Source organism: Pseudomonas sp. BLCC-B112 (genome assembly GCF_028550695.1).
In the GTDB taxonomy this organism is placed as follows: Bacteria; Pseudomonadota; Gammaproteobacteria; order Pseudomonadales; family Pseudomonadaceae; genus Aquipseudomonas; species Aquipseudomonas danubii.
Map to the genome: position 1 here is coordinate 232,421 of NZ_JAQQGK010000005.1, position 26,824 is coordinate 259,244.

Annotated in this window: 19 protein-coding genes; 4 read left to right on the top strand and 15 right to left on the bottom strand. The window is 62.3% G+C overall.

Annotated elements, in window-relative coordinates:
- Position 1: 1 nt before the first annotated feature.
- The 12 genes from PQT43_RS14970 to glnE all read right to left on the bottom strand — a co-directional run bounded on the left by PQT43_RS14970 (position 2) and on the right by glnE (position 15,427).
- Positions 2–1,414, bottom strand: coding sequence for a PIG-L deacetylase family protein (locus tag PQT43_RS14970; protein ID WP_253084251.1), 1,413 nt, complete (start codon positions 1,412–1,414; stop codon positions 2–4).
- Positions 1,415–1,422: 8 nt separating this feature from the next.
- On the bottom strand, positions 1,423–2,319 hold the full coding sequence (locus PQT43_RS14975) for an antimicrobial resistance protein Mig-14 (RefSeq protein ID WP_250329936.1): 897 nt from the start codon (positions 2,317–2,319) through the stop codon (positions 1,423–1,425).
- Positions 2,319–3,449 carry a glycosyltransferase gene (locus tag PQT43_RS14980; RefSeq protein ID WP_102862869.1) on the bottom strand — a complete coding sequence of 377 codons (1,131 nt, stop codon included), beginning with the start codon at positions 3,447–3,449 and terminating at the stop codon, positions 2,319–2,321. Before PQT43_RS14980 ends, PQT43_RS14975 begins: the two co-directional genes overlap by 1 nt.
- Positions 3,433–5,190: a carbamoyltransferase family protein gene (locus PQT43_RS14985; protein ID WP_102862868.1), complete on the bottom strand. Its 1,758-nt coding sequence runs from the start codon at positions 5,188–5,190 to the stop codon at positions 3,433–3,435. Before PQT43_RS14985 ends, PQT43_RS14980 begins: the two co-directional genes overlap by 17 nt.
- A gap of 202 nt (positions 5,191–5,392) precedes the next feature.
- Positions 5,393–6,847 carry a lipopolysaccharide kinase InaA family protein gene (locus PQT43_RS14990; RefSeq protein WP_267269280.1) on the bottom strand — a complete coding sequence of 485 codons (1,455 nt, stop codon included), beginning with the start codon at positions 6,845–6,847 and terminating at the stop codon, positions 5,393–5,395.
- The gene (locus PQT43_RS14995; protein ID WP_213664629.1) at positions 6,847–7,599 is read right to left on the bottom strand and encodes a lipopolysaccharide kinase InaA family protein; all 753 of its coding nucleotides are present in this window, start codon (positions 7,597–7,599) and stop codon (positions 6,847–6,849) included. The genes PQT43_RS14990 and PQT43_RS14995 overlap by 1 nt, the downstream gene beginning before the upstream one ends.
- Positions 7,596–8,330, bottom strand: coding sequence for a lipopolysaccharide kinase InaA family protein (locus tag PQT43_RS15000; RefSeq protein WP_102862865.1), 735 nt, complete (start codon positions 8,328–8,330; stop codon positions 7,596–7,598). Before PQT43_RS15000 ends, PQT43_RS14995 begins: the two co-directional genes overlap by 4 nt.
- A complete protein-coding gene (gene rfaP / locus PQT43_RS15005; RefSeq protein WP_110595420.1) occupies positions 8,330–9,136 on the bottom strand; it encodes a lipopolysaccharide core heptose(I) kinase RfaP in 807 nt (268 codons plus the stop codon). The genes PQT43_RS15000 and rfaP overlap by 1 nt, the downstream gene beginning before the upstream one ends.
- The gene (locus PQT43_RS15010) at positions 9,133–10,257 is read right to left on the bottom strand and encodes a glycosyltransferase family 4 protein (RefSeq protein ID WP_102862863.1); all 1,125 of its coding nucleotides are present in this window, start codon (positions 10,255–10,257) and stop codon (positions 9,133–9,135) included. The genes rfaP and PQT43_RS15010 overlap by 4 nt, the downstream gene beginning before the upstream one ends.
- On the bottom strand, positions 10,257–11,318 hold the full coding sequence (waaC, locus tag PQT43_RS15015; protein ID WP_102862862.1) for a lipopolysaccharide heptosyltransferase I: 1,062 nt from the start codon (positions 11,316–11,318) through the stop codon (positions 10,257–10,259). The genes PQT43_RS15010 and waaC overlap by 1 nt, the downstream gene beginning before the upstream one ends.
- Position 11,319: 1 nt before the next feature.
- Complete coding sequence (gene waaF, locus PQT43_RS15020; RefSeq protein ID WP_102882041.1) at positions 11,320–12,354, bottom strand: lipopolysaccharide heptosyltransferase II; 1,035 nt, start codon at positions 12,352–12,354, stop codon at positions 11,320–11,322.
- Positions 12,355–12,487: 133 nt separating this feature from the next.
- On the bottom strand, positions 12,488–15,427 hold the full coding sequence (glnE, locus tag PQT43_RS15025; protein ID WP_272754220.1) for a bifunctional [glutamate--ammonia ligase]-adenylyl-L-tyrosine phosphorylase/[glutamate--ammonia-ligase] adenylyltransferase: 2,940 nt from the start codon (positions 15,425–15,427) through the stop codon (positions 12,488–12,490).
- Positions 15,428–15,810: 383 nt separating this feature from the next.
- Between glnE and aceE the strand changes: the two genes are divergently transcribed.
- The 4 genes from aceE (at position 15,811) to msrA (ending at position 24,136) form a co-directional block, all read left to right on the top strand.
- Positions 15,811–18,456, top strand: coding sequence for a pyruvate dehydrogenase (acetyl-transferring), homodimeric type (gene aceE, locus PQT43_RS15030; protein WP_110595419.1), 2,646 nt, complete (start codon positions 15,811–15,813; stop codon positions 18,454–18,456).
- Between the two features lie 11 nt (positions 18,457–18,467).
- Entirely contained in the window at positions 18,468–20,408 is a 1,941-nt protein-coding gene (gene aceF, locus PQT43_RS15035; RefSeq protein WP_272754221.1) for a dihydrolipoyllysine-residue acetyltransferase, read from the top strand.
- 312 nt (positions 20,409–20,720) lie between these two features.
- A complete protein-coding gene (locus PQT43_RS15040) occupies positions 20,721–23,414 on the top strand; it encodes a putative bifunctional diguanylate cyclase/phosphodiesterase (protein WP_267269277.1) in 2,694 nt (897 codons plus the stop codon).
- A gap of 74 nt (positions 23,415–23,488) precedes the next feature.
- On the top strand, positions 23,489–24,136 hold the full coding sequence (msrA, locus tag PQT43_RS15045; RefSeq protein WP_102882046.1) for a peptide-methionine (S)-S-oxide reductase MsrA: 648 nt from the start codon (positions 23,489–23,491) through the stop codon (positions 24,134–24,136).
- A 99-nt stretch (positions 24,137–24,235) separates the two neighbouring features.
- Here msrA and PQT43_RS15050 read toward each other — a convergent pair whose 3' ends face one another.
- The 3 genes from PQT43_RS15050 to eutH form a co-directional block, all read right to left on the bottom strand.
- Positions 24,236–25,072: a 23S rRNA (adenine(2030)-N(6))-methyltransferase RlmJ gene (locus PQT43_RS15050; protein ID WP_102862856.1), complete on the bottom strand. Its 837-nt coding sequence runs from the start codon at positions 25,070–25,072 to the stop codon at positions 24,236–24,238.
- Positions 25,073–25,175: 103 nt separating this feature from the next.
- Positions 25,176–25,532 carry a DUF1937 family protein gene (locus PQT43_RS15055; RefSeq protein ID WP_207166976.1) on the bottom strand — a complete coding sequence of 119 codons (357 nt, stop codon included), beginning with the start codon at positions 25,530–25,532 and terminating at the stop codon, positions 25,176–25,178.
- A 36-nt stretch (positions 25,533–25,568) separates the two neighbouring features.
- Positions 25,569–26,804: an ethanolamine utilization protein EutH gene (gene eutH, locus PQT43_RS15060; RefSeq protein ID WP_102862854.1), complete on the bottom strand. Its 1,236-nt coding sequence runs from the start codon at positions 26,802–26,804 to the stop codon at positions 25,569–25,571.
- Positions 26,805–26,824 lie beyond the last annotated feature (20 nt).

Genomic DNA, 26,824 nt, shown 5'->3' on the forward strand with positions numbered 1-26,824 from the left:
TTTATCGCTGCCGCAACAGCCAGAACAGTTCGTGCCGCCGCACTGCCTTGCGAAAGAACTCATTCTCTCCCAGGGTCGAAGGCACTCTACTAGCCAGAAGCCATTGTATCGACCTGCGCAGACGCCGCTTGAACGGCATTCTCGGCTGCAGGTCATGCATCATGCCCAAGGCCATGGCCTTGTCATATTGCTCAACCTGGGACAGTGGCAAACACCAGGGACGCAACACTGTCGTCGAATCGAACACCGGCGGCAAAGCAATGCCCGCACCCGAATCACCCATTGGCCAGCGGTCGTTGTCATGCAGGTGATTGGCATAGCCAAGCACGGTGGTCGGCTGCCAGTCCAACCCCTCCAGCGCCTGCATCACCGCCGCCTGGGCACAGATATGGTCAGGATGAGGGTCCAGTGACGGATGCGGCAGTACCAGCACTTCGGGCCGCGCCTTGAGCAGCAGCTCGCGCAGATCAGCCAACAGGTTGTCCCAGGTCGGCAGCCCATCCCGATCGGCTGGTAGCGGGAACGGATTGAACTGGCGGAACAGGCGGATATCGCTCAACTGCGCCTCACGCGAGGCCACCGGCTGTTGCGGCGCGGCCTGCATGGCAGGCAGTTGCAGACAGAAGTACCCCAGCTGTACGCAGTGCGCTTCAGGCACTCCCGCCCAACGCGGCACAGCGATACTGTCCCAGGCTCGCAACCGGCCCTTGATTCGCGCGGCCTCGGCAGCGTTCATACCCATGGCCTGATAATGCTCGGCCTCGATTTCACCCGCTGTCAGGGTCACGATCCAGGCTTCGTCGGCCTGGCTGTACAAGCCAAAGGCTGCCAGTTCAGCATCGTCGGCATGGGGAGCAATCACCATCACTCGCTGGCGTCGGTAGTCGGGGTCGCGCCAGGCCATCAACTGCGGCTGGACCTGAATCCGACAGAATCGCCCACGCAGTTGCAGCTCGCCGCCGACCAGGGGACCTGCCAGGCCGCTAAGATTGAGATAACGCAGGCCATCGACGCCCCGCTCGAACGCCTGGCGGTCGAGCGTCGGGCCGCCCAGCACTTCAACGGCCGGATCGAGAAAACGTCCGATCCAGGAACTCTTGACCTGCACCCCAAGAATCAGTGTCTCGTCCGCCGCCAGTTCCTGTACCGAATCCAGCAGCAGGCGCCCCGCCTCCAGGCGCACTGCGAGCTGCCGAACATCGCTGCCAAAGTCATAGCAGTAGTCGTCCTTGGGCGAGTAGAACAGGTGATCGGCAAACCAGGCCTCATGGGCCAGCCAGCCAAGAACGGCCAGCAGCAGCGGCAACCACCAGGCCACCAGCACGCCAATCAACAGCAACAGCACCAGGCCCACCAACAGGGCGATTCGTTTATTGCGCCGGTGGCGCTTGAGCAGTTGCTGTTTGCGACTCATGGACGGCCTCACACCTGAAAAACCGGCACCGGATTGCACCAACGGTCCTTGTACTCACGGTCGGCGCGGCCAAAGGAGAAACGCAGCGGTTTATCCAGGGCCCGAGCCTGTTCCCAGGCACTCTGGGTGTTGAGGAAGCTCAGCACGCTCCCTGGACTGAACTCACGCGTCTGTGGGTCAACACCACCGTTGACATACTCCACGCTGATCCACTGCGGCGCTTCGACCCGGTAGATCAACTGCACGGCAATCGGCGCATCATTGAGGAAAATCACCGAGCCGATCAGCAGCTCGCGCAAGCGTTCCAACACCTCGGCCATGCGCTCGGCGCCAGTGGCCGCAAAGCCCCAGCGGCGCTGGAACAGGTCACAGTAGATGGCCGCCAGTTCAGCACTGGTGAAATCACTGACCGCACGCACCACCCCGCCCGCTTCTTCCAACAGACGCAGTTCGCGGCGCTGGTTGTAGCGAAACTTCTTCGACAGCTCTTCGGGGGTACGGGCCATGGCCAATTGTTCGGCCTGAGGCTTGAGGGTGCTGAAGCGCCCTTCGTTAAGCGCAGACAGGTAGCGCCCACGATGACGCAGTGGCACCTGAGCATTGGCCGCTGCCGGAAGGATCAACTCGGCATTGCCGATGTCGAACAGGCCCTTCTTGCCGGCTCGCTTGAGCACGTCCTTGGACAGCGCCAGGTCCCGCCCCCAGGTGGCAATGGCCGCCTGCAGATGGCCGTCCTGTTCCCAGGCCAGATAACGCACGGGAATCTGCGCCAGGTCCGCCAGTTGCTCCACCACCAACGGATGGGTCGCCACGCTGCCACCAAAGCGCTGCCAGGCATCGGCATAGGTCGACGCGTCAATGACTGACCAGCCACGTTCGCGCCAGCCTTGAAATCGATTGAGCATCAACCCCTCGCGGTCAGATCGGTGACTTGCGGCAAACGCCAGAATACGTCCCGTACAGCACGGTCGGAGAAACGCTCGCGCAGGCGATCGAGCATCAGCTCGGCACAGACCCGGCGCTGATGATCATCCATCGCGGCCAGGTGCTGCAGCCCTTGAGCCATGTGCTCGGCGTCTCCCAGGGGGAACAGAATACCCACACCCTCTACCACTTCCTTTGCACCGCCGCAGGCGGTGGCCAGCAAGGGCACACCGGCCGCCATGGCTTCCAGCAGGACCATGCCAAAGGGTTCGTGATCGGAGCTCAAGGCAAATACGTCGAACGCACGGAAATAGCGCCGAGCGTCCGGCACCTGCCCGAGGAACAGCACACGATCAGCCACGCCCAGTTCACGGGCCAGGGATTTCAGATCTTTCTCCAGGCGTCCGGTCCCCAGGATGGCCAGCTGACTCTGCTGCGGCAATTGCGGCACGGCGGCGGCAAAGCCCCGCAGCAAAGTGGCCTGATCCTTGTCCGGGTGCAGGCGTCCGACGTTGCCGACAATCCAGGCATCCGCGGACAGGCCCAGCTCGCTGCGGGCCTGGGCCGCGTCCAGCTGGCTGGCCTGCAAGGCTTCCAGGTCGATGCGGTTGTACAGGGTCTGGATGCGCGCCGCAGGCCATTTGGGCAGGCAGGCACGCATGTCGTCACGCACCGCATCAGAGACCCCCAACAGGCTCAGGCGCTTGCGAAACAGTCCAGCGAAGATCTGCCGGCTACGGCGCTTGTAGTCGGAAAAGGCGTGATGGACACCCACTACCGGCAAGCGGGTGCCCAACAAAGCGATGTAGATCGGCTTGAAGCGGTGAGCGATGCAAAAGCTGAAATTGCGCGAGGCGGCAATCTTGCGCAGGTCACGAATGGCACCCAGCTTGAGGCCACGAATGGCCTTGGAGCTGTATTCCATGAACAGCACTTCATCGGACGCACAGCCGGCAGCCACTTCGGCATCGGCGGCCCCGGTGAGAAACACCGTGGTCACCCGATAGCCGCTGCCCGCGAACAAGTTGGCGTATTGCCGGGCGCAGTCCAGGAACGGCCCGTCATAGCCGTGGCAAAACTGCAGCACATGGCGTTCAGCCGAGCGTGTCATAAGGGTCCACGCCGTCTTTGACCACCAGAATGTCTTCCATGATCAGGTACTGCAGATCGGAACCGTAGAACATGTTCAGGGCATCGGTCGGCGAGCAGATCATCGGTTCGCCACGGCGGTTCAACGAGGTGTTCAGCGACACGCCGTTACCGGTCAGGACTTCCAGGGCCTTCATCATGTCGTAGTAGCGCGGGTTGTATTCGCGCTTGAGCACCTGAGCCCGGGATGTACCGTCTTCGTGAACCACTTCCGGCACCCGGGTCTTCCACTCTTCAGCCACTTCGAAGGTGAAGGTCATGAATGGCGCCGGATGGTCGACCTTGATCATCTGCGGACCGACGGTGTCGAGCATCGACGGGCAGAAAGGCCTCCAGCGCTCGCGGAACTTGATCTGCTCGTTGATCCGGTCGGCAACGCCCACGGCGCTCGGGCAACCAATGATCGAACGACCGCCCAGGGCACGTGGACCAAACTCCATGCGGCCCTGGAACCAGGCCACCGGGTTGCCATCGACCATGATCTTGGCGATGCGTTCCGGGGTGTTGTCGATCTGCCGCCAAGCCGGTTTGTTCGGGTGACGGGCACAGGCTGCGATCACGTCTTCGTTGCTGTAGGACGGGCCGAGATAGACGTGTTCCATCTTCTCTACCGGCACCCCACGGGCATGGGAAACGTACGCAGCAGCGCCCACGGCGGTGCCGGCGTCGCCGGAAGCCGGCTGCACGAACAGCTCTTTGACTTCAGGACGGGCAATGATCTTCTGGTTCAGCTTGACGTTCAGCGCGCAGCCGCCGGCGAAAGCCAGCTTGCCGGTTTCCTTGAGGACGTCGCCCAGGTAGTGGTCGATCATCTGCAGGGCCAGTTTTTCGAACAGCGCCTGCATGCTCGCGGCGTAGTGGATGTAAGGCTCGTCGGCGATGTCGCCTTCGCGCTTGGGACCCAGCCACTCGATGAGTTTTGGCGAGAAGTAGAAACCCTTGCCCTTCTCTTTGTAGCGACGCAGGCCAATGACGTTGGCGTAGTCGGTGTTGATCACCAGTTCGCCGTTTTCAAAGCTGGCCAGGCGCGAGAAATCGTACTTGCTGGCGTCGCCATAAGGCGCCATGCCCATGACCTTGAACTCGCCGTCGAGCATTTCGAAGCCGAGGAACTCGGTGATCGCGCCATAGAGGCCGCCCAGGGAGTCCGGATCGAAGAATTCCTTGATCTTGTGGATCTTGCCGTTTTCGCCGTAGCCGAAGAAGGTAGTGGCGTATTCGCCCTTGCCGTCGATCCCGAGGATCGCGGTCTTCTCCTTGAAGCCCGAGCAGTGGTAGGCACTGGAGGCGTGGGCCAGGTGGTGCTCCACCGGCTCGATCTTGACCTTTTTCGGGTCAAAACCCAGTTGCTCCAGGCACCAGACGATCTTCTTGCGATAGCGCTTGTAGCGACGGTTGCCCATCAGGATCGCGTCCAGGGCGCGGTCCGGGGCGTACCAGTAGCGCTTGGCGTAATGCCAGCGAGCCTTGCCGAACAGGCTGATCGGGGCAAACGGAATCGCTACCACGTCAACGTCGGAAGGCTTGATCCCGGCCTGTTCCAGGCAGAACTTCGCCGACTCGTAGGGCATGCGGTTCTTTGCATGCTTGTCGCGCACGAAACGCTCTTCTTCAGCGGCGGCAATCAGTTTGCCGTCGATGTACAGGGCTGCTGAAGGATCATGGCTAAGGGCGCCGGACAGGCCAAGAATCGTCAATGCCACAGGGGTCTAGCCTCGTTTAGTCTGCATGCGGGCGCAGTGCGCCTTGAAAATAAAGTGTGCTCGCAAAGGGGCGAGAAACAACGAAAGGGCGGGATTATAACGTAAAAGCAGGGGCAAGCCTCTAGCGGCAAGCGCCAAGCCCGGGCGCCGCATACGCCACGGCCCAAAGCCGCTGCCTGCAGCAGCGGCTATAGGTCGCAGGTCAGGCCTCGGCGCTCTGGACGGTCTTGGGCAGCCGCCGATCAATCACTTGATACAAATTGCTGCTTTCGGGCCAGTTGCGCATGAAACGTGCGCGATCTCGGGCAAATGCCGGAGCAAAGCTGCTCAGACTGGAGTGCTGGCACATGGAATCGAGATCGATCAGGGCCCAGCGATCGTCCTGCCAGAACAGATTGTGGCCCTTTAAGTCACCGTGACTGATGCGCTCCCTGATCAACTGGGCAAACAGCCGATCCAGCGCCAGCAACTCCGATTCAGGCGCCTCGCCACTGTCCACGAACGGTGCAAAACGCTCAATGATGTCAGGCCCCGGCAAGTACTCGGTCACCAGGTAGGCCCGACGGCGCAACCAGAGAAAACGCTGCTCCAGTACCGCCAGGGGCCTGGGCGTGGCAATCCCCAGGAATTCCAGGCGATTGCCTTCACGCCAGGAGTGCCAGGCCCGGCTCGGGCGCCAGAAACGCTTGAGCCAATGAGCCAAGCCCTTGATGTTGTAGCGCTTGACCACCAGGGTCCGCCCAGCGGCCTCAACCCGGCCGACACTGGCGGCGCCACCGGTCTTGTACAGATGTCCCTGATCCAACAGGGCATCGGCCTGCGCCAACACTGGCAGCATCGCGGCCTCTTCCTCACGGCGAATCGCACGCAAGGCGAAAGGTCCACGCTGCACGCTGAACAGCGTGCACTCACGGCCAACCTTGTTGAGAAAGTCCCGCAGGCGCCAGCCACGCACCTTGTTCACCTGCTTCTCCAGGGCCTCCAGGGGCAAGGCGTGCTCGGCATTGCTCAGCAGGTAATGCACCAGCAACTCTTCAGTGAAGGGTTCCAGGCTCTTGGGTAGCTGGGCGAAGAACACGCCCAGGTTTTCCAGGACCTTTTGCCGGGACAGGGGCTTGCCAGCTTCTTCGACACAGATCCCCGCGCCATCGATCAGGTGCAGCTTGCCGTCATGGCGCAACAGGTTGTCCAGGTGCAGGTCTTCCTGCCACAGGCCCTTGGCGTGCAACTGGGCAATAGCTCTGAGGGCCTCAGCCAACACCGCGGTCTGCTCATCGGCCAGCACCGGCAGCTTCTCAACCTGCTTCCAGGCGTCGCCGAGGCTTTGCGCCCCTTCCAGGAACTCGAAGAGCAACCAGCCGCCCTCGCCTTCCTGCAAGCCGTCCGCCAGCAGCAACGGCGTGGTCAGCCCCTGCTCCGCCAGCAGGCGCACACCCTGCAATTCCCGCTGAAAATGCCGCGCGGCCTTGGGCCCCACCAGCAACTTGGCCAGCACCGGACGCCCACGCCAGACACCGGCACCGACATAGCGCTGCCCCGGCAGCACGCGTAACAGGGTCAGCAACTGCAACTGCGCCGGGCCGGCAGCGTCCGCCAGCTCCAGGCTCAGGGGCAGGGTCGGGCTGCGCCCGCTGTTTTTCAGCTCGGACAAACGCATCAGCGAGATTCCTTGTGACTGCTGCGAGCACTGAGACGAGCGGCCCAGGCGCCCACCAGGGAACTGTCCAGGGGCTGCTCCAGATAGGCCGCCAACAGGCCGCGCACTTCGTCGGCATTCCACACCGAAGCCCGGCGCAGTAAAGGTTCCAGATCTTTGACCCGGTCGCGCTGACCGAACAGCAAGGGCCGAGTTTTCTCCAGGTCGATCAACTGCGCCCGGTAACCCTCGCCATGGCCTTGCAGGAAAATATGCTTGGGATAGAAGCAGCCATGGACCTGACGCAAGCTGTGCAGTTGCCGGGCCAGTTGCCCGCAGGCCTTGAGTACCGCCTGGCGCTGGAGCTCACTGAGCTCATCCCAACGCGACAGCAGCGCATCCAGATCGTCCCAACCATCCAGGGCCCGGGTCAGGAGTATGGCTCGAGACTCGCCATTGACCTTGCGCATGCCAAAGAACACCGCCTGCAGCGCGGGAATGCCCAACTGCTGATAACGCCGGATGTTGCGAAACTCCCGGGCGAAACTCGGTTCGCCGAAAGGCCGATGCAGGGTCCGGGTCTGGTAGTTGGTCTGCCGCTTGAGATAGAACCCCTGCCCTTCCACATCCAGGCGAAAGACGCTGCTGCTGCCGCCGCGACTGGTATTGGGCTCATCCACCGCATCCAATTGCGTAGCCCACAACTGGTCAAAAGTGCCGAGACCGTTACGCTCCAGTAGCGCACGTTCCTCGGACGCCAGGAAATCAGTCATTCGCGCCCCTCGAAAAATCTCACCACGTGGCGAATACGCGCCTTGTCGGCGGCACTCAAGCGATCGCGCTGGCGATACTGCAGATAGAAACGCAGGCGCTGAGTGGCCGACAGATGATATTTGGCCACCTTGTCCAGGCAGGCCAGGTCCTTGGTGATCCGGTACTTGAGCCAGAAACCACGCCAGAAATCGCCGTTCGGACAGTCGATCAGGTACAACCGGTCCTGATCGTCGATCAGCAGGTTGCGCCACTTCAAATCATTGTGGGTAAAGCGATGGTCATGCATGACCCGGGTATAAGCGGCCAACTGACGACTCACCCCATCGACCCAGCGCCGATCCTTGAGCCGTGGATCGTTGCGCTCGGCCAGCACCGACAGGTCCTCGGTCCGCGGCAGCTCGCGAGTGATCATCGCGCCCCGGGAGTAGGCCAGGCAGCGACGTTCCAGGCCCCAGGCCACCACATCGGCAGTGGGAATGCCCCACTTGGCGAAGCGCTTGAGGTTCTGCCATTCGAACTTGACCCGGGGCTTGCCCAGGTAGCGCCGCAGGTTCTTGCCGGCGCCGGTATAGCGCTTGACGTAGTAATTGACGCCGCCGCGCTCGACCCGAATAACCTCCGACAGAGGGTCCCGGGTCAGATGCTCGCCCTGCAGGGCAAATACCGCGTCCAGACTGCCGAAATCTTGCGTCAACTCCTGATAAGCGGGGTCCAGGTTCCAACTCGCCATCAGAGTGCGTCTCCGTACCGCTGCTTACGTGCGTAGAGTTTTTCCGCCTTGCCTTCAAGCCAGGACAGCAGCGCCGCTTCTTCGGCCAGGATCTGCCGCAACGGCTGCTGGAAATAGCCCTTGAGGAAGCGCAACTTGTCGCGGCGCGTCAGGCCGATATCCAGGGCGGAGAAATACAGGGCGGCCAGGTCCTTGTTGCGCCAGCGCAGGGTGATCCTCGGCCGGGTCTGGGCACGATGCAGGTCGATCACCGAGAGTTTCAGCTCCGCAGGCGTGATGGGACGATCGGTGTGCAACAGGAAATGGCAGATGTAGCAGTCGCGGTGGTTGACCCCGGCGCGGTGCATCATGCCGGTCATGCGCGCCACTTCGGCGATCAGCGCGCGCTTGAGGGCCGGCGCAGGCGGCTGCTTGACCCAGTCGATGCTGAAGTCTTCAAGGCTGACGGTGGGCGCCAGCTCCTCGGTGACGATGAACGAGTGCTGGTCCGCCGGGTTGCTGCCGCGCTCGCCGTAGGCCACGGCAGTCATGGTCGGCACGCCCACCTGATGCAGACGCTCCAGCGCCCGCCATTCCTGACCGGCGCCAAGCACCGGCAGCTTGGCGGTGATCAGGTTCTTGACGATCTCGCCCCAGCCAATGCCGCGATGGATCTTCACGAAATAACCGCGACCGTCGACTTCCGTACGCAAGGTACGGCGCGCTTCCAGCTCACGGTAGACCTGGCCCTTCAGGCCCTCGACAGCGTCGAACGCATCGCGTCCGGCCCAGAGGCTCTTGAAGGGTTCGGCAAGCATCAACTTCATCGGTGTTGCTCCGCCAGAATCACATCCGCAGCGTGCTGCGGCATGCTGTAAAGGTCGGCCGTCTCGGCGAACGCCAGGCCATTACGGCTCCAGGTCGCGCGTGCAGCGTCGTCGGTCAACAGGGTGGTGAGGTATTGATTGAGCTGCGCCTGCTCGAACGGCTCATCCAGCACCAGGCCGCATTCGGCCTCGGCGATGTAATGGGCGTAGCCGCAGACCGCGCTCACCAGCACCGGCAGCCCAGCCACCAGGGCTTCGAGCAGCACAGTGCCGGTATTTTCGTTGTAGGCCGGATGAATCAGCAGGTCGGCTCCCAGCAGGAAACGCGGAATATCACTGCGCCCCTTCATGAACTGCACCTGGTCGCTGAGCCCCAATGCGGCACTTTGTACCTGGAATACCTTGGGGTCGTCCTGGCCGATTACAAACAGTCGGGTGCGTTTTTTCAGCGCCGAAGGCAGGGCCGCCAGCGCCTTGAGGCTGCGGTCCACGCCCTTGGTCTTGAACCCGGAGCCAATCTGCACCAGCAGCAGCTCGTCGTCCTTCAAGGCGAACTCACGACGGAAATCGGCGCGGATCTCGGCAGCGTTGGACGGTGCGCGGCGATCCTGGGCAATGCCCGGCGGCAGCAGGTGAAAGCGCTCCAGTGGGGTGTCGTAATGCTTGATGAACAGCGGCTGCTGAACCTCGGAGATCATCAGGATCTCGGTCTTGGCATCCTTGGCGAACACCGCCCGCTCGTACTCGGCGAAATGCCGGTAGCGACCCCAGCGACGGTACAGGGAGTGCCGCAGATTCTGCGCCTTGTCCTCGAAGCAGCCGTCGGCGGCGTAGTACACGTCCAGCCCCGGCATCTTGTTGAAACCGATCAGCCGATCCACCGGACGCTTGGCCAGGTCGGCCGCCATCCAGGCGCTGAGCTTTTCGTTGCGACGATGATTGAACAGCGCCTTGACCGGCGCTACCAGCACTTCAAAGCCAGGAGGCACGTCACCTTCCCAGATCAGGGTGTAGACGCGGATCTGGTGCCCGCGGCGCTGACACTCCAGGGCAATACGCATGAAGTCGCGCTGCAGGCCGCCAAAGGGAAAATACTTATAAAGGACAAAAGCCAATTGCATCAGCGCGGCTCCTCAGCCAGTAACAAGGTGCTCAGTCGGCTGGCGACACGCTCGGGGTTAAGGCGCGTGAAGCACAATGGCCACTCGCGCTTGATGTCATAGCGTTGCTGATCCACAGCAGTGGGCTGGTAGGTGCATTTTTTCTGCAGGCACGGCGCACAGGGGAAGTTGCTCCCCAGGTGAATCTGCACCTTGCCATAGGCGCCGGTCAGGCCCGGATTGGTCGGGCCAAACAAGGAGATGGTCGGCACATCCAGGGCCGCGGCCAGGTGGCCCAACCCGGTGTCCACGGCCACACAGGCCTGGGCATCGGCCAGCACCTTGGCGACCCCGGCCAGGTTCAGCTTGGGCAGAACCGTGGCGTTTTTCAGGCCACTGGCAATACGCTCCGCCCGGGCCTTCTCGACAGCATTGCCCCAGGGCAGCTTGACCTCGACCCCGAGCATGCCCATGCGCTCGGTCAGCTCGCGCCAATAGGCCTCAGGCCAGTGCTTGGTGTCCCAGGTGGTGCCGTGCAGGAACAGCACGAAGGGATTCTTGCGCGGCAGCTCCACCAGTTTTTCGACATTCAGGCCGTAGTCGCCCAGGCCCTGTGGCAGGTCGTAGCCCAGGGCCACGGCGAACAGCTGGCGCACCCGCTCCACGGCGTGCTGCCCGCGGGCCACCGCCAGGCGTCGCGAGTAGAAACGCGAAGCCAGGGGCTCACGGGCCGAGTGTTTGTCCAGCCCCGCCACCGGGGCGCGCACGTAACGGGTCAGCCAGGCGCTTTTCAGCAGGCCCTGGGCATCGATCACCAGGTCGTACTTGGTAGAACGCACGCTCTGCTTGAAGCGGCGCCACTCGCCGCTCTTGATGGTCTGCCAGATATTCTTGCGCCAGCGGCGGATCGCCACCGGAATCACCTTGCCTACCGCCGGATGCCAGGAAGGAATCTCGGCGAAGCCTTCTTCCACCACCCAGTCGAACGTGATCCCCGGGATCGCTCGCGCGGCATCGGTCAGCGCCGGCAATGCATGAATCACATCCCCCAGGGACGAGGTCTTGATCAACAGTACCCGCAACTTATTGAACCTCGACCGGGGAGCCCTGCAACCGCTGCAAGGCTTCATTCACCGGCTGCGGCAACAACTGGCGCAGGCAGTTGTAATGACCGAAGCGACAAGTGCGATCGAAACACGGACTGCACTCGATCCCCAGGCGCACCACTTCGACCTGATCCGCCAGGGGCGGGGTGAAGCCCGGGGAGGTGGAGCCGTACACCGCCACCAGCGGACGATTCAGCGCGGCCGCCACGTGCATCAGCCCGGAGTCGTTGGACACTACCGAATCGGCGCAGGACAGCAGGTCGATGGCCTCGGCCAGGGAGGTTTCGCCACTGAGATTGGTAGATTCCTCGCGCAAGCCGGGAATCAGTCGCCCGCGAATCTCTTCACCCACAGCATGATCGTTCTTCGAACCGAACAGCCAGACCTGCCAACCCTCGCGGATCTTCGCCTCAGCCACTTGTGCGTAATGCTCGGACGGCCAGCGTTTGGCCTCGCCGAACTCTGCTCCCGGGCACAGCGCCAGCACCGGGCGATCCAGGCTCAGGCCAAACTTGGCCAGGGCCGCCTCGCGGCTTTGCGGATCGATCTGCAGGCTCGGGCGCGGATAAGGCTGGGGCAATTCGGCGCCCGGCTCATAGGCCAGAGCCATGAAGCGCTCGATCATCAGCGGGTAACGCTCTTTGTCGAGCTTGCGCACGTCATTGAGCAAGCCGTAGCGGAACTCGCCGCGCCAGCCGGTGCGCTTGGGGATACCTGCGAAGAACGGCACCAGGGCCGACTTCAGCGAATTGGGCAGCAGGATCGCCTGATCGTACTGGCCGGCCAGGGACTTGCCGATCCGCCGGCGGGTCGCCAGTTCCAGGACACCGTGGCCAAGAGGAAAGCTCAAGGCCCGACGCACCTGGGGCATGCGCTCCAGGATCGGCCGGCTCCACTCGGGGGCCAGCACGTCGATCTCGCATTGTGGATGACGCTGTTTCAGGCACTCCAAGAGTGTCTGCGCCATCACCATGTCACCGACCCAACTGGGCCCAACGATCAGAATATTCATGTGGTTTCCATAAACGAGCCGGGGAGGCATACGCCTCCCCGCCTCGAGAATCCAGCACCGCGGCCTTCACCGTCGGTTCAGTTGGGGCGAGCCTCGCAGCTCGCCGAATACAATTGCGGCTGCATTATGCCGACTAGCTTAGCCCCAGCTCGCGCCAAATTCGTAACACTTCCCGTCGTTCGGTCACGAATTGATCACCGTTAATGATTCCGGCCTCATTCTGCAACGCCTGCCGGTGAGCGGCGGAACGGTAGGCCTTGTAGACCTCGCGCAGCAGGCTGGCATCGCTCGCCGGCATCAGCCCAACCTGCTCCAGCCCTTCCAGAATGCGGATGTTATCGGTGTAGCGCAGCAATGACGGGTGCTCTTCGGACCACGCCAGGGCCGCGTATTGCACCATAAATTCGATATCGACGATACCTCCGGCGTCCTGCTTGAGGTCGAACGGCGCCGTGGCTTCAAAGGCGTTGGCCGCGGTTCCGGCGGCGGTCAGGCGGCTGCCCAGGTTGTCACGCATCTTGGCCCGCATTTCACTGACTTCCTGGCGCAACTTGGGCAGGTCGCGGGTTTTACCCAGCACGGCGGCCCGGACCTTTTCAAAGGCCTGGCCCACATCCTGGCTGCCCACCAGCACCCGGGCCCGGACCAGCGCCTGATGCTCCCAGGTCCAGGCTTCGTTTTCCTGATAGCGGGCAAAAGCCCCCAGGGAACTCACAAGCAGCCCCGAAGCACCGGACGGCCGTAGGCGCATATCCACTTCATACAACTGGCCGGAGTTGGTCTGGGTGGTCAGCAGATGGATGATGCGCTGCCCCAGCCGGGTGAAGAACTGTGCACCGTCTATGGGTTTGGGCCCATCGGTTTCCGCTTGCGGATCGCCATCATGGATAAAGACCAGATCCAGGTCGGAACCGTGGCCCAGCTCGATGCCGCCGACCTTGCCGTAGCCGACGATGATGAATCCCGGGTCACACAAGGTGCCGTCAGTGCGCTGTGGCGCCCCGTACTTGGCCACGGTCTGGCGCCAGGCCAGGGCCAGCACCTGTTCCAGAATCGCCTCGGCGAGCCAGGTCAGGTAATCGCTGACCTTCATTAAAGGCAGGCTGCCAGCGATCTCCGAGGCGGCCACCCGCAAACGGTGGGCCAGTTTGAAGTGGCGCAGGGCCTCCATCTGCTGTTCCAGGTCGTCCTCGGGAATCCGCGTCAGGCGCTCGCGCAGCTCGGCCGCCAGCTCCGGCGCCAGGGGCGGCTTGAACAGGCGTCCTTCGTTGAGCAATTCGTCCAGCAACAGAGGGAAGCGGGTGATTTGTTCGGCAATCCACGGACTGGCCGCGCACAGGGTCAGCAAGCGGCGCAAGGCGCCAGGATTTTCGGTGAGCAACACCAGATAGGCCGAACGCCGCGCCACCGCCTCGACCAGCGGCAAGACTCGCTCCAGGACCAGATCCGGATTGGCGTGTTCGACGGCCTGAGCCAGCAGGCGTGGAATAAAGGCATCCAGACGCTCACGCCCCAGACGCTGCATGGCCCGCAATTGCGGACTACCGCGCAGGCTGGCGAGTGCCCGCAGGGCCTTGGGCGCATCGACGAAACCACCCTCCTGCAACTGCCGGCAGGCGGCCTCCTCGTCCTGGGCTTCCTCCCATAACGGCAGCCACTCGCCCCCCACCACCACTTCGCTTTCAGCGCCTTCGTCTTCATCAGGATCGGCAATCACCTGGCGGAAGTGCCACTCCACCCGCCCACGCCAGTACATCAGTTGCTCATGGAAGGCGCTCCAGTCGGCAAAGCCGAGCATGAAGGCGATCCGCGCCTGGTCCTGGGGATTGTCCGGCAACATCTGCGTCTGCCGGTCGGCAATGGCCTGGATCGCGTGCTCGGTGTAGCGCAGGAACTCGTAGCCCTCACGCAACTCGCTGATCACCGCGGCCGGCAAATAGCCCTGCCCCTCCAGAGTGCCTAGCACCTTTAATAAAGGACGCTGCTGCAGGCTCAGGTCGCGACCACCGTGAATCAGCTGGAAGGCCTGGGCGATGAACTCCACCTCGCGAATGCCCCCCGAGCCCAGCTTGATGTTGTCGGCCATGCCCTTGCGCCGGACTTCCTGCTGGATCAGTTGCTTCATGGTGCGCAGCGCCTCGATGGCGGAGAAGTCCAGGTACCGGCGGTAGACGAAGGGCCGCAGCATCTCCAGCAATTGCGCCCCGGCCACCTGATCCCCGGCCACCACCCGGGCCTTGATCATGGCGTAGCGCTCCCAGTCGCGCCCCTGGTCCTGGTAGTACTGTTCCAGGGCATTGAAACTCAGCACCAGGGCACCGGCTGAGCCGTACGGCCGCAGGCGCATGTCGACCCGGAATACGAAACCGTCGACGGTCATAGGGTCCAGGGCCTTGATCAGACGCTGCCCCAGACGGATGAAGAACTCCTGGTTGTCCAGGGCACGCTTGACCCCCACCGTCTCGCCGCCTTCGGGATAGGCAAAGATCAGGTCGATGTCCGACGACAGGTTGAGTTCCACTGCTCCCAGCTTGCCCATGCCGAGGATGACCATCTGCTGCGGCTCGCCGCTGCGGCCGCCGGTGGGCACGCCAAATTGCTGGGTATGACGCAGATACAGCCATTGATAGGCCTGGTCGATGCAGGCGTCGGCCAGGTCGGAAAGGTCACGGCAGGTTTGCACCAGATCCGCCTGGCGGGTCAGGTCGCGCCAGATGATCCGCACCTGCTGGCGAGTGCGCTGGCGGCGCAGTACGCGGCCCAATTGATCATCGGTCTCGGCCGCTTGCACCGCCGCCGCAATCTGCGCGCACAACTCACCCGGCGCAAAAGCCCGGTCCAGCTCACCGGAGCGCACCAGCTCCAGCAACATCAAAGGGTCACGCAGACTCTGTTCAATGACGAAGTCACTGGCGGCACTGACCCGGGCAAACTCGGCCCAGCGCTCGGCGCTCCAATCCGCAACATCGGGACCGCCTTCAAGGGCCGCCACCGCAGCGCGGAACGACTGCTCTGCACCGCTGACAAATGGCAGGAGAATCGCGGGGACTGGGGCAAGCGCGGGCAGACTCATGGGCTATCCTTGATCGGCGTGGAAAAGGCGGGCGGAGAGGAATATCGAGGGCGAGCAGCCTGATGGACTGTCGAACAAAAGTTAGAAATAGCTGAAAATAGGTTTTTTTTAGCAGCCGGCATTAATTTATTACCTATTCCCGTTAGTCAGCGACCAACAGTAACGATTATTCTCACAACGCAGCAGGAGGCCATAAGCCGCTCTTCTGTAGTTTTACTACTCGTATATACATTCGAAAGGCTGAAATGGCCGACGATTTGTAGTAAAACTACACGCCGCCGGATCAACCTCCGGCAATCCAAGAATTTATAATCGTCTGCCCACAAGGCCAGTCGCAAACTCAGGCAACCGATTCTGGAAGCCTTTCCGCCCTGGAGCAAGCCATGCAAGACCTCGATCCCGTCGAAACCCAGGAATGGCTGGACGCCCTGGAATCGGTTCTCGACAAAGAAGGCGAAGACCGTGCTCACTATCTGATGACCCGTATGGGCGAACTCGCGACCCGCAGCGGCTCGCAACTGCCCTACGCCATCACCACGCCATACCGCAACACGATTCCCGTCACCCACGAAGCACGCATGCCTGGCGACCTGTTCATGGAACGCCGCATTCGCTCGCTGGTACGTTGGAACGCGTTGGCCATGGTCATGCGTACGAACCTGAAAGATTCTGACCTGGGCGGTCACATCTCCAGCTTCGCCTCCAGCGCCACCCTGTATGACATCGGCTTCAACTACTTCTTCCAGGCCCCGACCGACGAACACGGCGGCGACCTGATCTACTTCCAGGGTCACGCATCGCCAGGCGTCTACGCCCGTGCGTTCATGGAAGGCCGCATCACCGAAGACCAGATGAACAACTTCCGCCAGGAAGTGGATGGCAACGGTCTGTCGTCCTATCCACACCCTTGGCTGATGCCTGATTTCTGGCAGTTCCCCACCGTTTCCATGGGTCTGGGCCCGATCCAGGCGATCTACCAGGCACGCTTCATGAAGTACCTGGAAGCCCGCGGCTTCATCCCGGCCGGCAAGCAGAAAGTCTGGTGCTTCATGGGCGACGGCGAGTGCGACGAGCCGGAATCCCTGGGCGCGATCTCCCTGGCCGGCCGCGAGAAGCTGGACAACCTGATCTTCGTCATCAACTGCAACCTGCAGCGCCTCGACGGCCCGGTTCGCGGCAACGGCAAGATCATCCAGGAACTCGAAGGCGTGTTCCGCGGTGCCCAGTGGAACGTCAACAAGGTGGTCTGGGGCCGTTTCTGGGACCCACTGCTGGCCAAGGACGTCGACGGCATCCTGCAACGCCGCATGGACGAAGTCATCGACGGCGAGTACCAGAACTACAAGGCCAAGGACGGCGCGTTCGTCCGTGAGCACTTCTTCAATACCCCTGAACTCAAGGCGATGGTTGCCGATCTGTCTGACGACGAGATCTGGAAACTCAACCGTGGCGGCCACGACCCGTACAAGGTCTATGCGGCCTACCACGAGGCGGTCAACCACAAAGAGCAGCCGACCGTCATCCTGGCCAAGACCATCAAGGGTTATGGCACCGGCGCCGGCGAAGCGAAAAACACCGCGCACAACACCAAGAAAGTCGACGTCGAAAGCCTGAAGCTGTTCCGCGATCGTTTCGACATTCCGGTGAAAGACGACGACATCGAAAACCTGCCGTTCTTCAAGCCTGAAGAAGGCAGCGCCGAAGCCCGTTACCTGAGCGAGCGTCGTGCCGCACTGGGCGGTTTCGTGCCTCAGCGTCGCGCCAAGAGCTTCAGCATCCCGACTCCGCCACTGGATACCCTCAAGGCCATCCTCGACGGTTCCGGCGATCGCGAAATCTCCACCACCATGGCCTTCGTGCGGATCCTCGCGCAGTTGGTCAAGGACAAGGAAATCGGCCAGCGCATCGTGCCGATCATTCCGGACGAAGCCCGTACCTTCGGTATGGAAGGCATGTTCCGTCAGTTGGGTATCTACTCCTCCGTCGGCCAGCTCTACGAGCCAGTCGATAAAGACCAGGTGATGTTCTACCGCGAAGACAAGAAGGGCCAGATCCTCGAAGAAGGCATCAACGAAGCGGGCGCCATGAGCTCCTTCATCGCGGCCGGTACTTCGTACTCCAGCCACAACCAGCCAATGCTGCCGTTCTACATCTTCTATTCGATGTTCGGCTTCCAGCGTATCGGCGACCTGGCCTGGGCTGCCGGCGACAGCCGTACCCGCGGCTTCCTGATCGGCGGCACCGCCGGCCGTACCACCCTCAACGGTGAAGGCCTGCAGCACGAAGACGGTCACAGCCACATGCTGGCCGGGACCATCCCGAACTGCCGCACCTTTGATCCAACCTACGGCTACGAGCTGGCGGTGATCATCCAGGACGGCATGAAGAAGATGACCGAAGAGCAACAGGACGTCTTCTACTACATCACCGTGATGAACGAGTCCTACCAGCAGCCAGCCATGCCTGAAGGTGTCGAGGAAGGCATCATCAAGGGCATGTACCTGCTGGAAGAAGACACCCGCGAAGCCGCGCACCACGTGCAACTGATGGGCTCCGGCACCATCCTGCGCGAAGTCCGCGAAGCGGCGAAGATCCTGCGTGACGAGTTCAACGTCGCCGCTGACGTGTGGAGCGTGACCAGCTTCAACGAACTGCGTCGCGATGGCCTGGCCGTAGAGCGCAGCAACCGTCTGCACCCTGGCCAGAAGCCGAAGCTGAGCTACGTCGAAGAGTGCCTGAGCGGCCGTAAGGGTCCGGTCATCGCCTCTACCGACTACATGAAGCTGTTTGCCGAACAGATCCGCCAGTGGGTGCCGTCCAAGGAATTCAAAGTCCTGGGCACCGACGGTTTCGGCCGCAGCGACAGCCGCAAGAAACTGCGTCACTTCTTCGAAGTAGACCGTCACTTCGTGGTGTTGGCAGCCCTGGAAGCCTTGGCTGACCGTGGCGACATCGAACCCAAGGTCGTGGCTGAAGCCATCACCAAGTTCGGTATCGACCCGGAAAAACGCAACCCACTGGACTGCTGAGGAGACTTTCTGTGAGCGAACTCATTCGCGTACCTGACATCGGCAGCGGTGAAGGTGAAGTAATCGAACTGATGGTCAAGGTCGGCGATCGCATCGAAGCCGACCAGAGCATCCTGACCCTCGAGTCGGACAAGGCCAGCATGGAAATCCCTGCGCCAAAGTCCGGCGTGGTCAAAAGCCTGAAAGTGAAGCTGGGCGACCGCCTGAAAGAAGGCGACGAACTGCTGGAACTGGAAGTCGAGGGCGCCGCTGCTGCGGCCCCTGCGCCTGCAGCCGCTGCACCCGCACCTGCACAGCCGGCCGCAGCGCCAGCTGCTGCCGCTCCAACTGCCGCTCCTGCCGCTGCCTCGGTACAGCAGGTGCACGTGCCGGATATCGGCTCGTCGGGCAAGGCCCAGATCATCGAGATCCAGGTCAAGGTCGGCGACACCGTCGAGGCTGATCAGTCGCTGATCACCCTCGAATCCGACAAGGCCAGCATGGAAATCCCGTCGCCGGCTGCCGGCGTGGTCGAGAGCATCAGCGTCAAGCTCAACGATGAAGTGGGCACTGGCGACCTGATCCTGGCCCTGAAAGTGGCCGGTGCTGCGGCTCCTGCCACTGCCGCACCAGCCCAGGCCGCCGCTCCGGCTGCCGCCGCGCCTGCGCCAGCCGCTGCTGCAGCTGCGCCAGTGGCCGACAGCGTCCAGGACATTCACGTTCCGGACATCGGCTCGGCCGGCAAGGCCAAGATCATCGAAGTGCTGGTCAAGGCCGGCGACAGCGTGGTTGCCGACCAGTCGCTGATCACCCTCGAATCCGACAAGGCCAGCATGGAAATCCCATCGCCAGCCGCCGGCATCGTGGAAAGCGTGTCGATCAAGCTGGACGACGAAGTCGGTACCGGCGACCTGATCCTCAAGCTCAAGGTCAAGGGCGCCGCCCCGGCAGCCGCTCCGGCACCTGCCGCGGCCCCTGCCCCGGCGAAAGCTGAAGCTGCTCCTGTCGCCGCCGCGCCTGCCGCTGCCGCTCCAGTTGCCGCACCGGCCAAACCAGGCGCGAAAGTTCACGCCGGCCCGGCTGTGCGCCAACTGGCCCGCGAATTCGGTGTCGAGCTGAACGCCGTGAGCGCCAGCGGCCCGCACGGCCGCATCCTCAAGGAAGACGTGCAGGTCTACGTCAAGGCGATGATGCAGAAGGCCAAGGAAGCACCGGCTGCCGGCGCAACCGGTGGCGCGGGCATCCCGCCGATTCCGGTCGTGGACTTCAGCCGCTTCGGTGAAATCGAAGAAGTGCCGATGACCCGCCTGATGCAGGCCGGCGCCGCCAACCTGCACCGCAGCTGGCTGAACGTGCCGCACGTGACGCAGTTCGACTCGGCCGATATCACCGAGCTGGAAGCGTTCCGTGTTGCACAGAAAGCCGTGGCCGAGAAGGCCGGCGTCAAGCTGACCATCCTGCCGCTGCTGCTCAAGTCCTGTGCGCACCTGCTCAAGGAACTGCCGGACTTCAACAGTTCCCTGGCACCCAGCGGCAAGGCGATCATCCGCAAGAAGTACGTGAACATCGGCTTCGCCGTGGACACCCCGGATGGCCTGCTGGTACCGGTGATCAAGAACGTCGACCAGAAGAGCCTGCTGCAACTGGCGGCCGAGGCAGCTTCCATGGCGGAAAAAGCCCGGACCAAGAAGCTCTCTGCGGACGAGATGCAAGGCGCCTGCTTCACCATCTCCAGCCTCGGGCACATTGGCGGCACCGGCTTCACGCCGATCGTCAACGCGCCGGAAGTGGCGATCCTCGGTGTTTCCAAGGCCACCATCCAGCCCGTCTGGGACGGCAAGGCCTTCCAGCCGAAGCTGATGCTGCCACTGTCCCTGTCCTACGATCACCGTGTGATCAACGGCGCGGCCGCCGCACGCTTCACCAAGCGTCTGAGCGACCTGCTGGCCGACATCCGCACCATCCTGCTGTAACTCGCGAACCGGCCTTCCCGTCATGGGTGGGCCGGTACCGCACGTTTTCCGAGCGCCACGCTCGTACCTCAACCCCGTCAATTTGGCGGGGCTTTTTTTTGCCGGAAAAACGTCGCCAATTGCCCGTCATTGCTCGAGTCCAAACAGCAAAAAAGTTACTTTGCAGAAATCCTTCTGCCTGCCGATACAGGTTTATAGCACTTAGCCTTCATCTTACTTGTCAGTCGATGCCGCATGATGCAACCTTGCCGCAGGCAACAGTAAAGAGGGCGCGAGCCCGGCGCGATCAGCAATTTCGAAGCGAGTTTCCCCATGAAAAGCCAACCCGATGCCGCCAGCCGTATGGCGGCCGAGGTAGTGACGCAGTTGCCTGTGCCCTCGCGGCTCGGCATGTTGCGTTTCGAACGGCTGAATGAAGCGAGCTGGGCGCTGCTGTTTCTCGATCCCAACTGCGAACGTCAGTTCGGCCTGCCCGCCGTCGAACTCTGCGCTCTGGTCGGCTCCCCCTATGCCAGCCTGATGGAGCCTGAGGCGCGTTATCAGTTGCACGACGCCATCCAGCAGCAACTGAGTACCAGCCCCCATTACCTGATCCGCTACACCTTGCACACCGGCCAAGGCCCCTTGAGCATCCTGGAGCTGGGGGAAGCCTACAAACAACACAACCGGCACTTGCTGCGCGGCTACCTGCTGGTGGTCGAAGGCCTGTTCAGCGATGCCTCGCCAATGCCCACCGTGGATCTGGAAACCCAGAACACCCGCCTGCAGATCGCCCTGGAACTCAACCAGCGGGCCCAGCAGGAACAGCTGCAGCATCTGGAACGGGTACGTGCGCAGCAGGACCTGATCCTGCTCCTGACCCGCCAGCGCTACAGCACCAGCAACTCCCTGAAGGAAGCTGCCGAGCTGATCACCCGCAGTGCCTGCGACATCTACCAGATCGACTGCGCCAGCATCTGGAACCTGGAAGACCAGCTGCTGGTGCCGATTGCCGCCTACCACCGCGGCCCCCAGGAATACCGCATGCCGGAGTCCATCGACGCCAGCAGCTTTCCCGATTACCTGGAAGCCCTGCACAGCTGCCGCGCCATCGACGCCCAGAACGCCATGCGCGACCCGCGCACCCGAGAGATGGCCGAAAGCCTGCGGCCACGGGATGTGAATGCCATGCTCGACGCCAGTATCCGCATCGACGGCCAGGTAGTCGGCGTGCTGTGCCTGGAACAGACCGGCATGACCCGGGCCTGGCAGTCCGACGAGATTGCCTTTGCTGGCGAGCTGGCAGACCAGTTCGCCCAAGTCATCAACAATCACAACCGACGCGCCGCCACCAGCGCCCTGCACCTGTTCCAGCGCGCCGTGGAACAGAGCGCCAACGCTTTCCTGCTGGTCAACTGCGACGGCGTGGTGGAGTACGTCAACCCAAGCTTTACCGCGATCACCCAATACAGCACCGAAGAGGTGCACGGCCACCGTCTGTCCGAACTGCCGGCCCTGGAAAACCTCAGCGAACTGTTGTTCGACGCCCCTTCCAGCCTGGCCAAGAGCAACAGCTGGCAAGGCGAGTTCAAGAGCCGACGCAAGAACCTCGAGCCCTACTGGGGCCAGCTGTCGATCTCCAAGGTCTACGGCGACAATCGTGAGCTGACCCACTACATCGGCATCTACGAAGACATCACCCAGACCAAGCTCGCCCAGCAACGCATCGAGCGCCTGGCCTACACCGACAACCTGACCAACCTGGGCAACCGCCCCGCGTTCATCCGCAACCTGGATGAACGCTTCGCCCGAGACAGCGATACCCCGATCAGCCTGCTGCTGGTAGACATCGACAACTTCAAGCGGATCAACGACAGCCTCGGCCACCAGACCGGCGACAAGCTGCTGATCAGCCTGGCCCGACGCCTGCGCAACAGCCTGAGCCCCAGCGGCAGCCTGGCGCGCTTTGCCAGTAACGAATTCGCCGTACTGCTGGACGACACCGACCTGGAAACCGGGCAACAGATCGCCAGCCAACTGCTGATGACCCTGGACAAGCCGATGTTCGTCGACAACCAGCTGATCAGCGTCACCGGCTCCGTGGGGCTGGCCAGCGCGCCACTGCATGGCCGCGACCCGCAGACCCTGATGCGCAACGCCGGCCTGGCGCTGCACAAGGCCAAGGCCAACGGCAAGCACCAGGTGCAGGTCTTCACCGAAGCCCTCAACGCCGAAGCCAGCTACAAGCTGTTCGTCGAAAACAACCTGCGTCGAGCCCTGACCCAGAACGAGCTGGACGTGTTCTATCAGCCCAAGCTGTGCCTGCGCAGCGGCCGCCTGCTGGGCATGGAAGCGCTGCTGCGCTGGAACCACCCGGAAAAGGGCATGATCCGCCCGGACCAGTTCATCAGCGTGGCGGAAGAAACCGGCCTGATCATCCCCATCGGCAAGTGGATCGCCCGCCAGGCCTGCCGCATGAGCAAGCAACTGACCGCCGCCGGCCTGGGCAACCTGCACGTGGCCATCAACCTGTCGCCCAAGCAGTTCTCCGACCCGGACCTGGTTGCGTCCATCGCCAGCATCCTCAAGGAAGAGCAACTGCCCTCCTCGCTGCTGGAGCTTGAATTAACAGAGGGCTTGCTGCTGGAAGCCACCGACGACACTCACCAACAGCTAGAACAGCTGAAAAAACTTGGCCTGACCCTGGCCATGGACGACTTCGGCACCGGCTATTCGTCCCTGAGCTACCTGAAGAAATTCCCCATCGATATCATCAAGATCGATCGCAGCTTCATCCACGAGATCCCCGACAACCAGGACGACATGGAAATCACCTCGGCCGTGATCGCCATGGCTCACAACCTGAAGATCAAGGTGGTCGCCGAAGGCATCGAGACCGCCGAGCAACTGGCATTCCTGCGCCGTCATCGCTGCGACGTCGGCCAGGGCTACCTGTTCGATCGGCCGATTCCCGGCACCGAGCTGATTGCCAAGCTCAAGCGCTATCCTCGCGGCCCAATTGCCTGACAGCGCTGTAACACTCGGGCAAACTGCGTGTCTATCGACTGAACGACTCCCCAACCTGACTGGAGGACCGACACATGGTCTTGCGCTCGGAAATACTGGTGAACAAAAACGTGCTTCCAACCAAAGAACAAGCTCTGCCCGGCCGCGAAACACCCATGACCGTGCCTGAAGAACACTACGTCAACGGCAACCCACTGCTGGGCCCGTTTCCGGGCAATGTGGATTTCGCCATCTTCGGCCTGGGCTGTTTCTGGGGCGCCGAGCGGCGCTTCTGGCAGCGCGAAGGCGTGTTCAGCACCTGCGTGGGTTATGCCGGCGGTTTCACCCCGAACCCGACCTACGAAGAAGTCTGCTCAGGCCTGACCGGCCATACCGAAGTGGTGCTGGTGGTGTATGAGCCCGAGAAAGTCAGCTACAAAGAGCTGCTGGCGATGTTCTGGGAACTGCACAACCCGACCCAGGGCATGCGCCAGGGCAATGACGTTGGCACCCAGTACCGCTCGGTGATCTACACCACCAACCCGACCCAGCTGGAGCAGGCGCTGCACAGCAGGGACGTGTTCCAGGCGGAACTGACCAAGGCCGGCCTGGGCGAAATCACCACTGAAATTGGAGAAGCCCCGACCGTCTATTTCGCCGAGGCGTACCACCAGCAATACCTGGCGAAGAATCCCGAAGGCTATTGCGGGATCGGCGGCACTGGCGTGACCTGCCCGATCTGAACCCGCCGCAAGCGACAAGCCTCAAGCTCCAGACGCTGTGTTTTCAGCTTGAGGCTTGAGGCTTGAGACTTGAGACTTGAGACTTGAAATGTAGCGCTGTTACTCGGCGATCAACCAGTCCATCTGCCAGCCGCCCTGGGTCTGGCCGAGTTTCTTCGACAGCCACGGCAGCAGCTCGCGCAACTCCTCCTCCAGCCCCCAAGGCGGATTGGCAATCGCCAGGCCCGAACCGTTGAGGCTGTTGGGCGTATCCAGCGGATGCACCAGCAACTCCACTCGCAGCAACTTCGGCGCGCCGGTACCGGCCAGGTCCTGGTAGAAGCGCCGCAGGGCCCGCTGATCCTTGACCGGGTACCAGATGGCCGCCACGGTCTGACGCATGCGGCCAATGGCCTCCTTCAACGACGCAGCACAGCGCTGCATCTCGTCGAGCTGCTCGAAAGGCGGGTCGATCAGCATCACCGCACGTTTTTCAGCCACCGGCAGCAACGCCCGAGCCACGTGCCAGCCTTCCCCCAGGTGCACCGCCACCCGACGATCACCCTTCATGTTGTCCTTGAGCAGCAGGCCGTCTTCCGGGTGTTTTTCGTTGAGCAGCACCCGGTCCTGGGAGCGGGTCAGGCGTCGCGCCAATTCCGGTGACCCCGGGTAGTAACGCAACTCGCCATCGGGGTTCATCTTGTGCAGCACCTGCATGTAGTCGGCGGTCAGCGCCGGAAGATCCTGTTCGCCCCACAAGCGGGCGATGCCTTCCAAATACTCGCCGGTACGGTTTGCCTGGTCGCCCTTGAGGTCATACAGACCGATGCCGGCGTGGCTGTCGAGGTAGGCGAACGGCTGCTCCTTGCGCGACATCAGGGCGATGAGGCGGGTCAAAGTCAGGTGTTTGAAGACGTCGGCGTGATTGCCGGCGTGGAAGGCGTGACGATAGTTCATGGTTGCTCCTGCGCAGGCGGGCAAGTTTACCTTGTGCGCAGGCTGTCGTCAGTTCGAACGGCGGCCGTACCCGGCGCAGGCGACGATGGGTACGGCCCAGGACTCAGGCAAATTCGTGACGGACCTCGGACCACAGGCTGACCCGCCGCCCGGACGATTCGAAGACCTCGATCTCGCGCTTGATCCCGCCGCTGTCCTTCCAGCCTGGCAGGTCGAGCACGATCAACTCTTCCATCATCGCCATATACAACGCATCCACCGGTGCCCAGAGCTTGCCGATGGCAGCGTTGTCCTTGCCGGCCAGGCACAGGTTGATCGGATGGGACATGCTCACCTGGCTGAACACTGCGTGCCCGGCCTCAAGTATCTGCGCCGCAACGCGATTGCACTGAAGAAAACGCTCATTGATGACCTCAGCGTCGGAGTGGCTGTAGGGACAGGCCAGGAAAATCTTGCGCATCGTTACCTCGACTTCAGGGATAGGTGGAGCGGACCCTCAGGTCCGCGCAGGTTGCAGGGCAAAGGCCGCGGCCTGTTCCTGCTCTTGCAGCTCATAACGCTGGGCGGCCGGCACCGAGATACGGATGGCAATCGCCACCGCCAGCAAGCCGCCGAACAGTTTGCCAATGAGCACAGGCAGGATCAGGCTCGGCTGGAAGTTCGCGGTAAACGCCAGGTGATCGCCGATCAGCGCCTGGGCACAGACCCCAAGGGCCACGCACAGCACTTTGTCGCGAGCGGTCATGTGCTTGAACAGGTGGTAGGTGGCGATGATGTTGGCGAACACCATGACAAAGCCCGCAGCACCGGTGCTGGACAGGTTCAACTGGCGTCCCAGCAGCTCCATGGGCTTTTTGCAGTAGCGCTGGAACAGGTAGCAGATGGGGAAGGTGCCGGCGAGCATGATGCCGATGTAACCGGCGATCTCGATGGCCCGGAACAGCTCCTTTTCATCGGCGAACATCGGGTCGAAGCCCCAGCCGCCGAAGTTGATGCTGAAGAACTTGGTGAAGTGCTCGACGATGCTCAGGGCCAGGATCAGCTTGATCGCCGCGTCCATGATCTTGCCGAACACCAGGAAGCCGCCAACCATCATGCGCGGCCTGTAACGCAGTCCCGCCGCCAGCAGGAAGCAGAACACGAACAGCGGCGCCAGCAGCTTGAGCATGTCGACAAACCCCAGGGACAGGTAGTACAGCGCCTCGGAGTTGGTGGAGACGATATCGCGCACCGGCAACTGGGTAGCGGTGATGATCAGCAACGACATCAGCACGGCGAAGGGAATGCTGATCAGCCCGGCCATGGCGCCCAGGGCCAGGTACTTGTGGTCCTTGCGCTCAAGCATGGTCAGGCCCACCGGGATCAGGTAGACGATGGTCGCCCCCGAGGTGTAGCCCACCAGCATCGCGGTGATCCACAGGTCGCGATTGGCGGTCAGGGCATTGGCCAGCTGATAGCCGCCCATGTCCACGGCGATGATCGACAACGCCGCGATCGACACATCCGAACCCAGGGCATTGAAGAACGGCCCCAGCGCATGGGAGATGCCCTGGGACAGGTAGGGAATCGCCACCATGATCCCGGCCTGGGCCAGAAAGACCGGACCAATAGAGTGGATACCGTTGACGAACTCCTTACCCAGGCCACTGTCGGGCTTGATGATGGATGACAGGGCGCCAACCACGGCGCCGAGCATGATCAGGTAAATGACGTAGTTTCCAAATTCAGCCATGTGGGTTCATCTCTCTGCGC

What these genes read in the sequence shown, in the direction of transcription:
- PQT43_RS14970 (WP_253084251.1), bottom strand. Translation starts at nt 1,414, where the DNA reads ATGAGTCGCAAACAGCAACTGCTCAAGCGCCACCGGCGCAATAAACGA.
- PQT43_RS14975 (WP_250329936.1), bottom strand. Translation starts at nt 2,319, where the DNA reads ATGCTCAATCGATTTCAAGGCTGGCGCGAACGTGGCTGGTCAGTCATT.
- PQT43_RS14980 (WP_102862869.1), bottom strand. Translation starts at nt 3,449, where the DNA reads ATGACACGCTCGGCTGAACGCCATGTGCTGCAGTTTTGCCACGGCTAT.
- PQT43_RS14990 (WP_267269280.1), bottom strand. Translation starts at nt 6,847, where the DNA reads ATGCGTTTGTCCGAGCTGAAAAACAGCGGGCGCAGCCCGACCCTGCCC.
- PQT43_RS14995 (WP_213664629.1), bottom strand. Translation starts at nt 7,599, where the DNA reads ATGACTGATTTCCTGGCGTCCGAGGAACGTGCGCTACTGGAGCGTAAC.
- PQT43_RS15000 (WP_102862865.1), bottom strand. Translation starts at nt 8,330, where the DNA reads ATGGCGAGTTGGAACCTGGACCCCGCTTATCAGGAGTTGACGCAAGAT.
- rfaP (WP_110595420.1), bottom strand. Translation starts at nt 9,136, where the DNA reads ATGAAGTTGATGCTTGCCGAACCCTTCAAGAGCCTCTGGGCCGGACGC.
- PQT43_RS15010 (WP_102862863.1), bottom strand. Translation starts at nt 10,257, where the DNA reads ATGCAATTGGCTTTTGTCCTTTATAAGTATTTTCCCTTTGGCGGCCTG.
- waaF (WP_102882041.1), bottom strand. Translation starts at nt 12,354, where the DNA reads ATGAATATTCTGATCGTTGGGCCCAGTTGGGTCGGTGACATGGTGATG.
- glnE (WP_272754220.1), bottom strand. Translation starts at nt 15,427, where the DNA reads ATGAGTCTGCCCGCGCTTGCCCCAGTCCCCGCGATTCTCCTGCCATTT.
- aceE (WP_110595419.1), top strand. Translation starts at nt 15,811, where the DNA reads ATGCAAGACCTCGATCCCGTCGAAACCCAGGAATGGCTGGACGCCCTG.
- PQT43_RS15040 (WP_267269277.1), top strand. Translation starts at nt 20,721, where the DNA reads ATGAAAAGCCAACCCGATGCCGCCAGCCGTATGGCGGCCGAGGTAGTG.
- msrA (WP_102882046.1), top strand. Translation starts at nt 23,489, where the DNA reads ATGGTCTTGCGCTCGGAAATACTGGTGAACAAAAACGTGCTTCCAACC.
- PQT43_RS15050 (WP_102862856.1), bottom strand. Translation starts at nt 25,072, where the DNA reads ATGAACTATCGTCACGCCTTCCACGCCGGCAATCACGCCGACGTCTTC.
- PQT43_RS15055 (WP_207166976.1), bottom strand. Translation starts at nt 25,532, where the DNA reads ATGCGCAAGATTTTCCTGGCCTGTCCCTACAGCCACTCCGACGCTGAG.
- eutH (WP_102862854.1), bottom strand. Translation starts at nt 26,804, where the DNA reads ATGGCTGAATTTGGAAACTACGTCATTTACCTGATCATGCTCGGCGCC.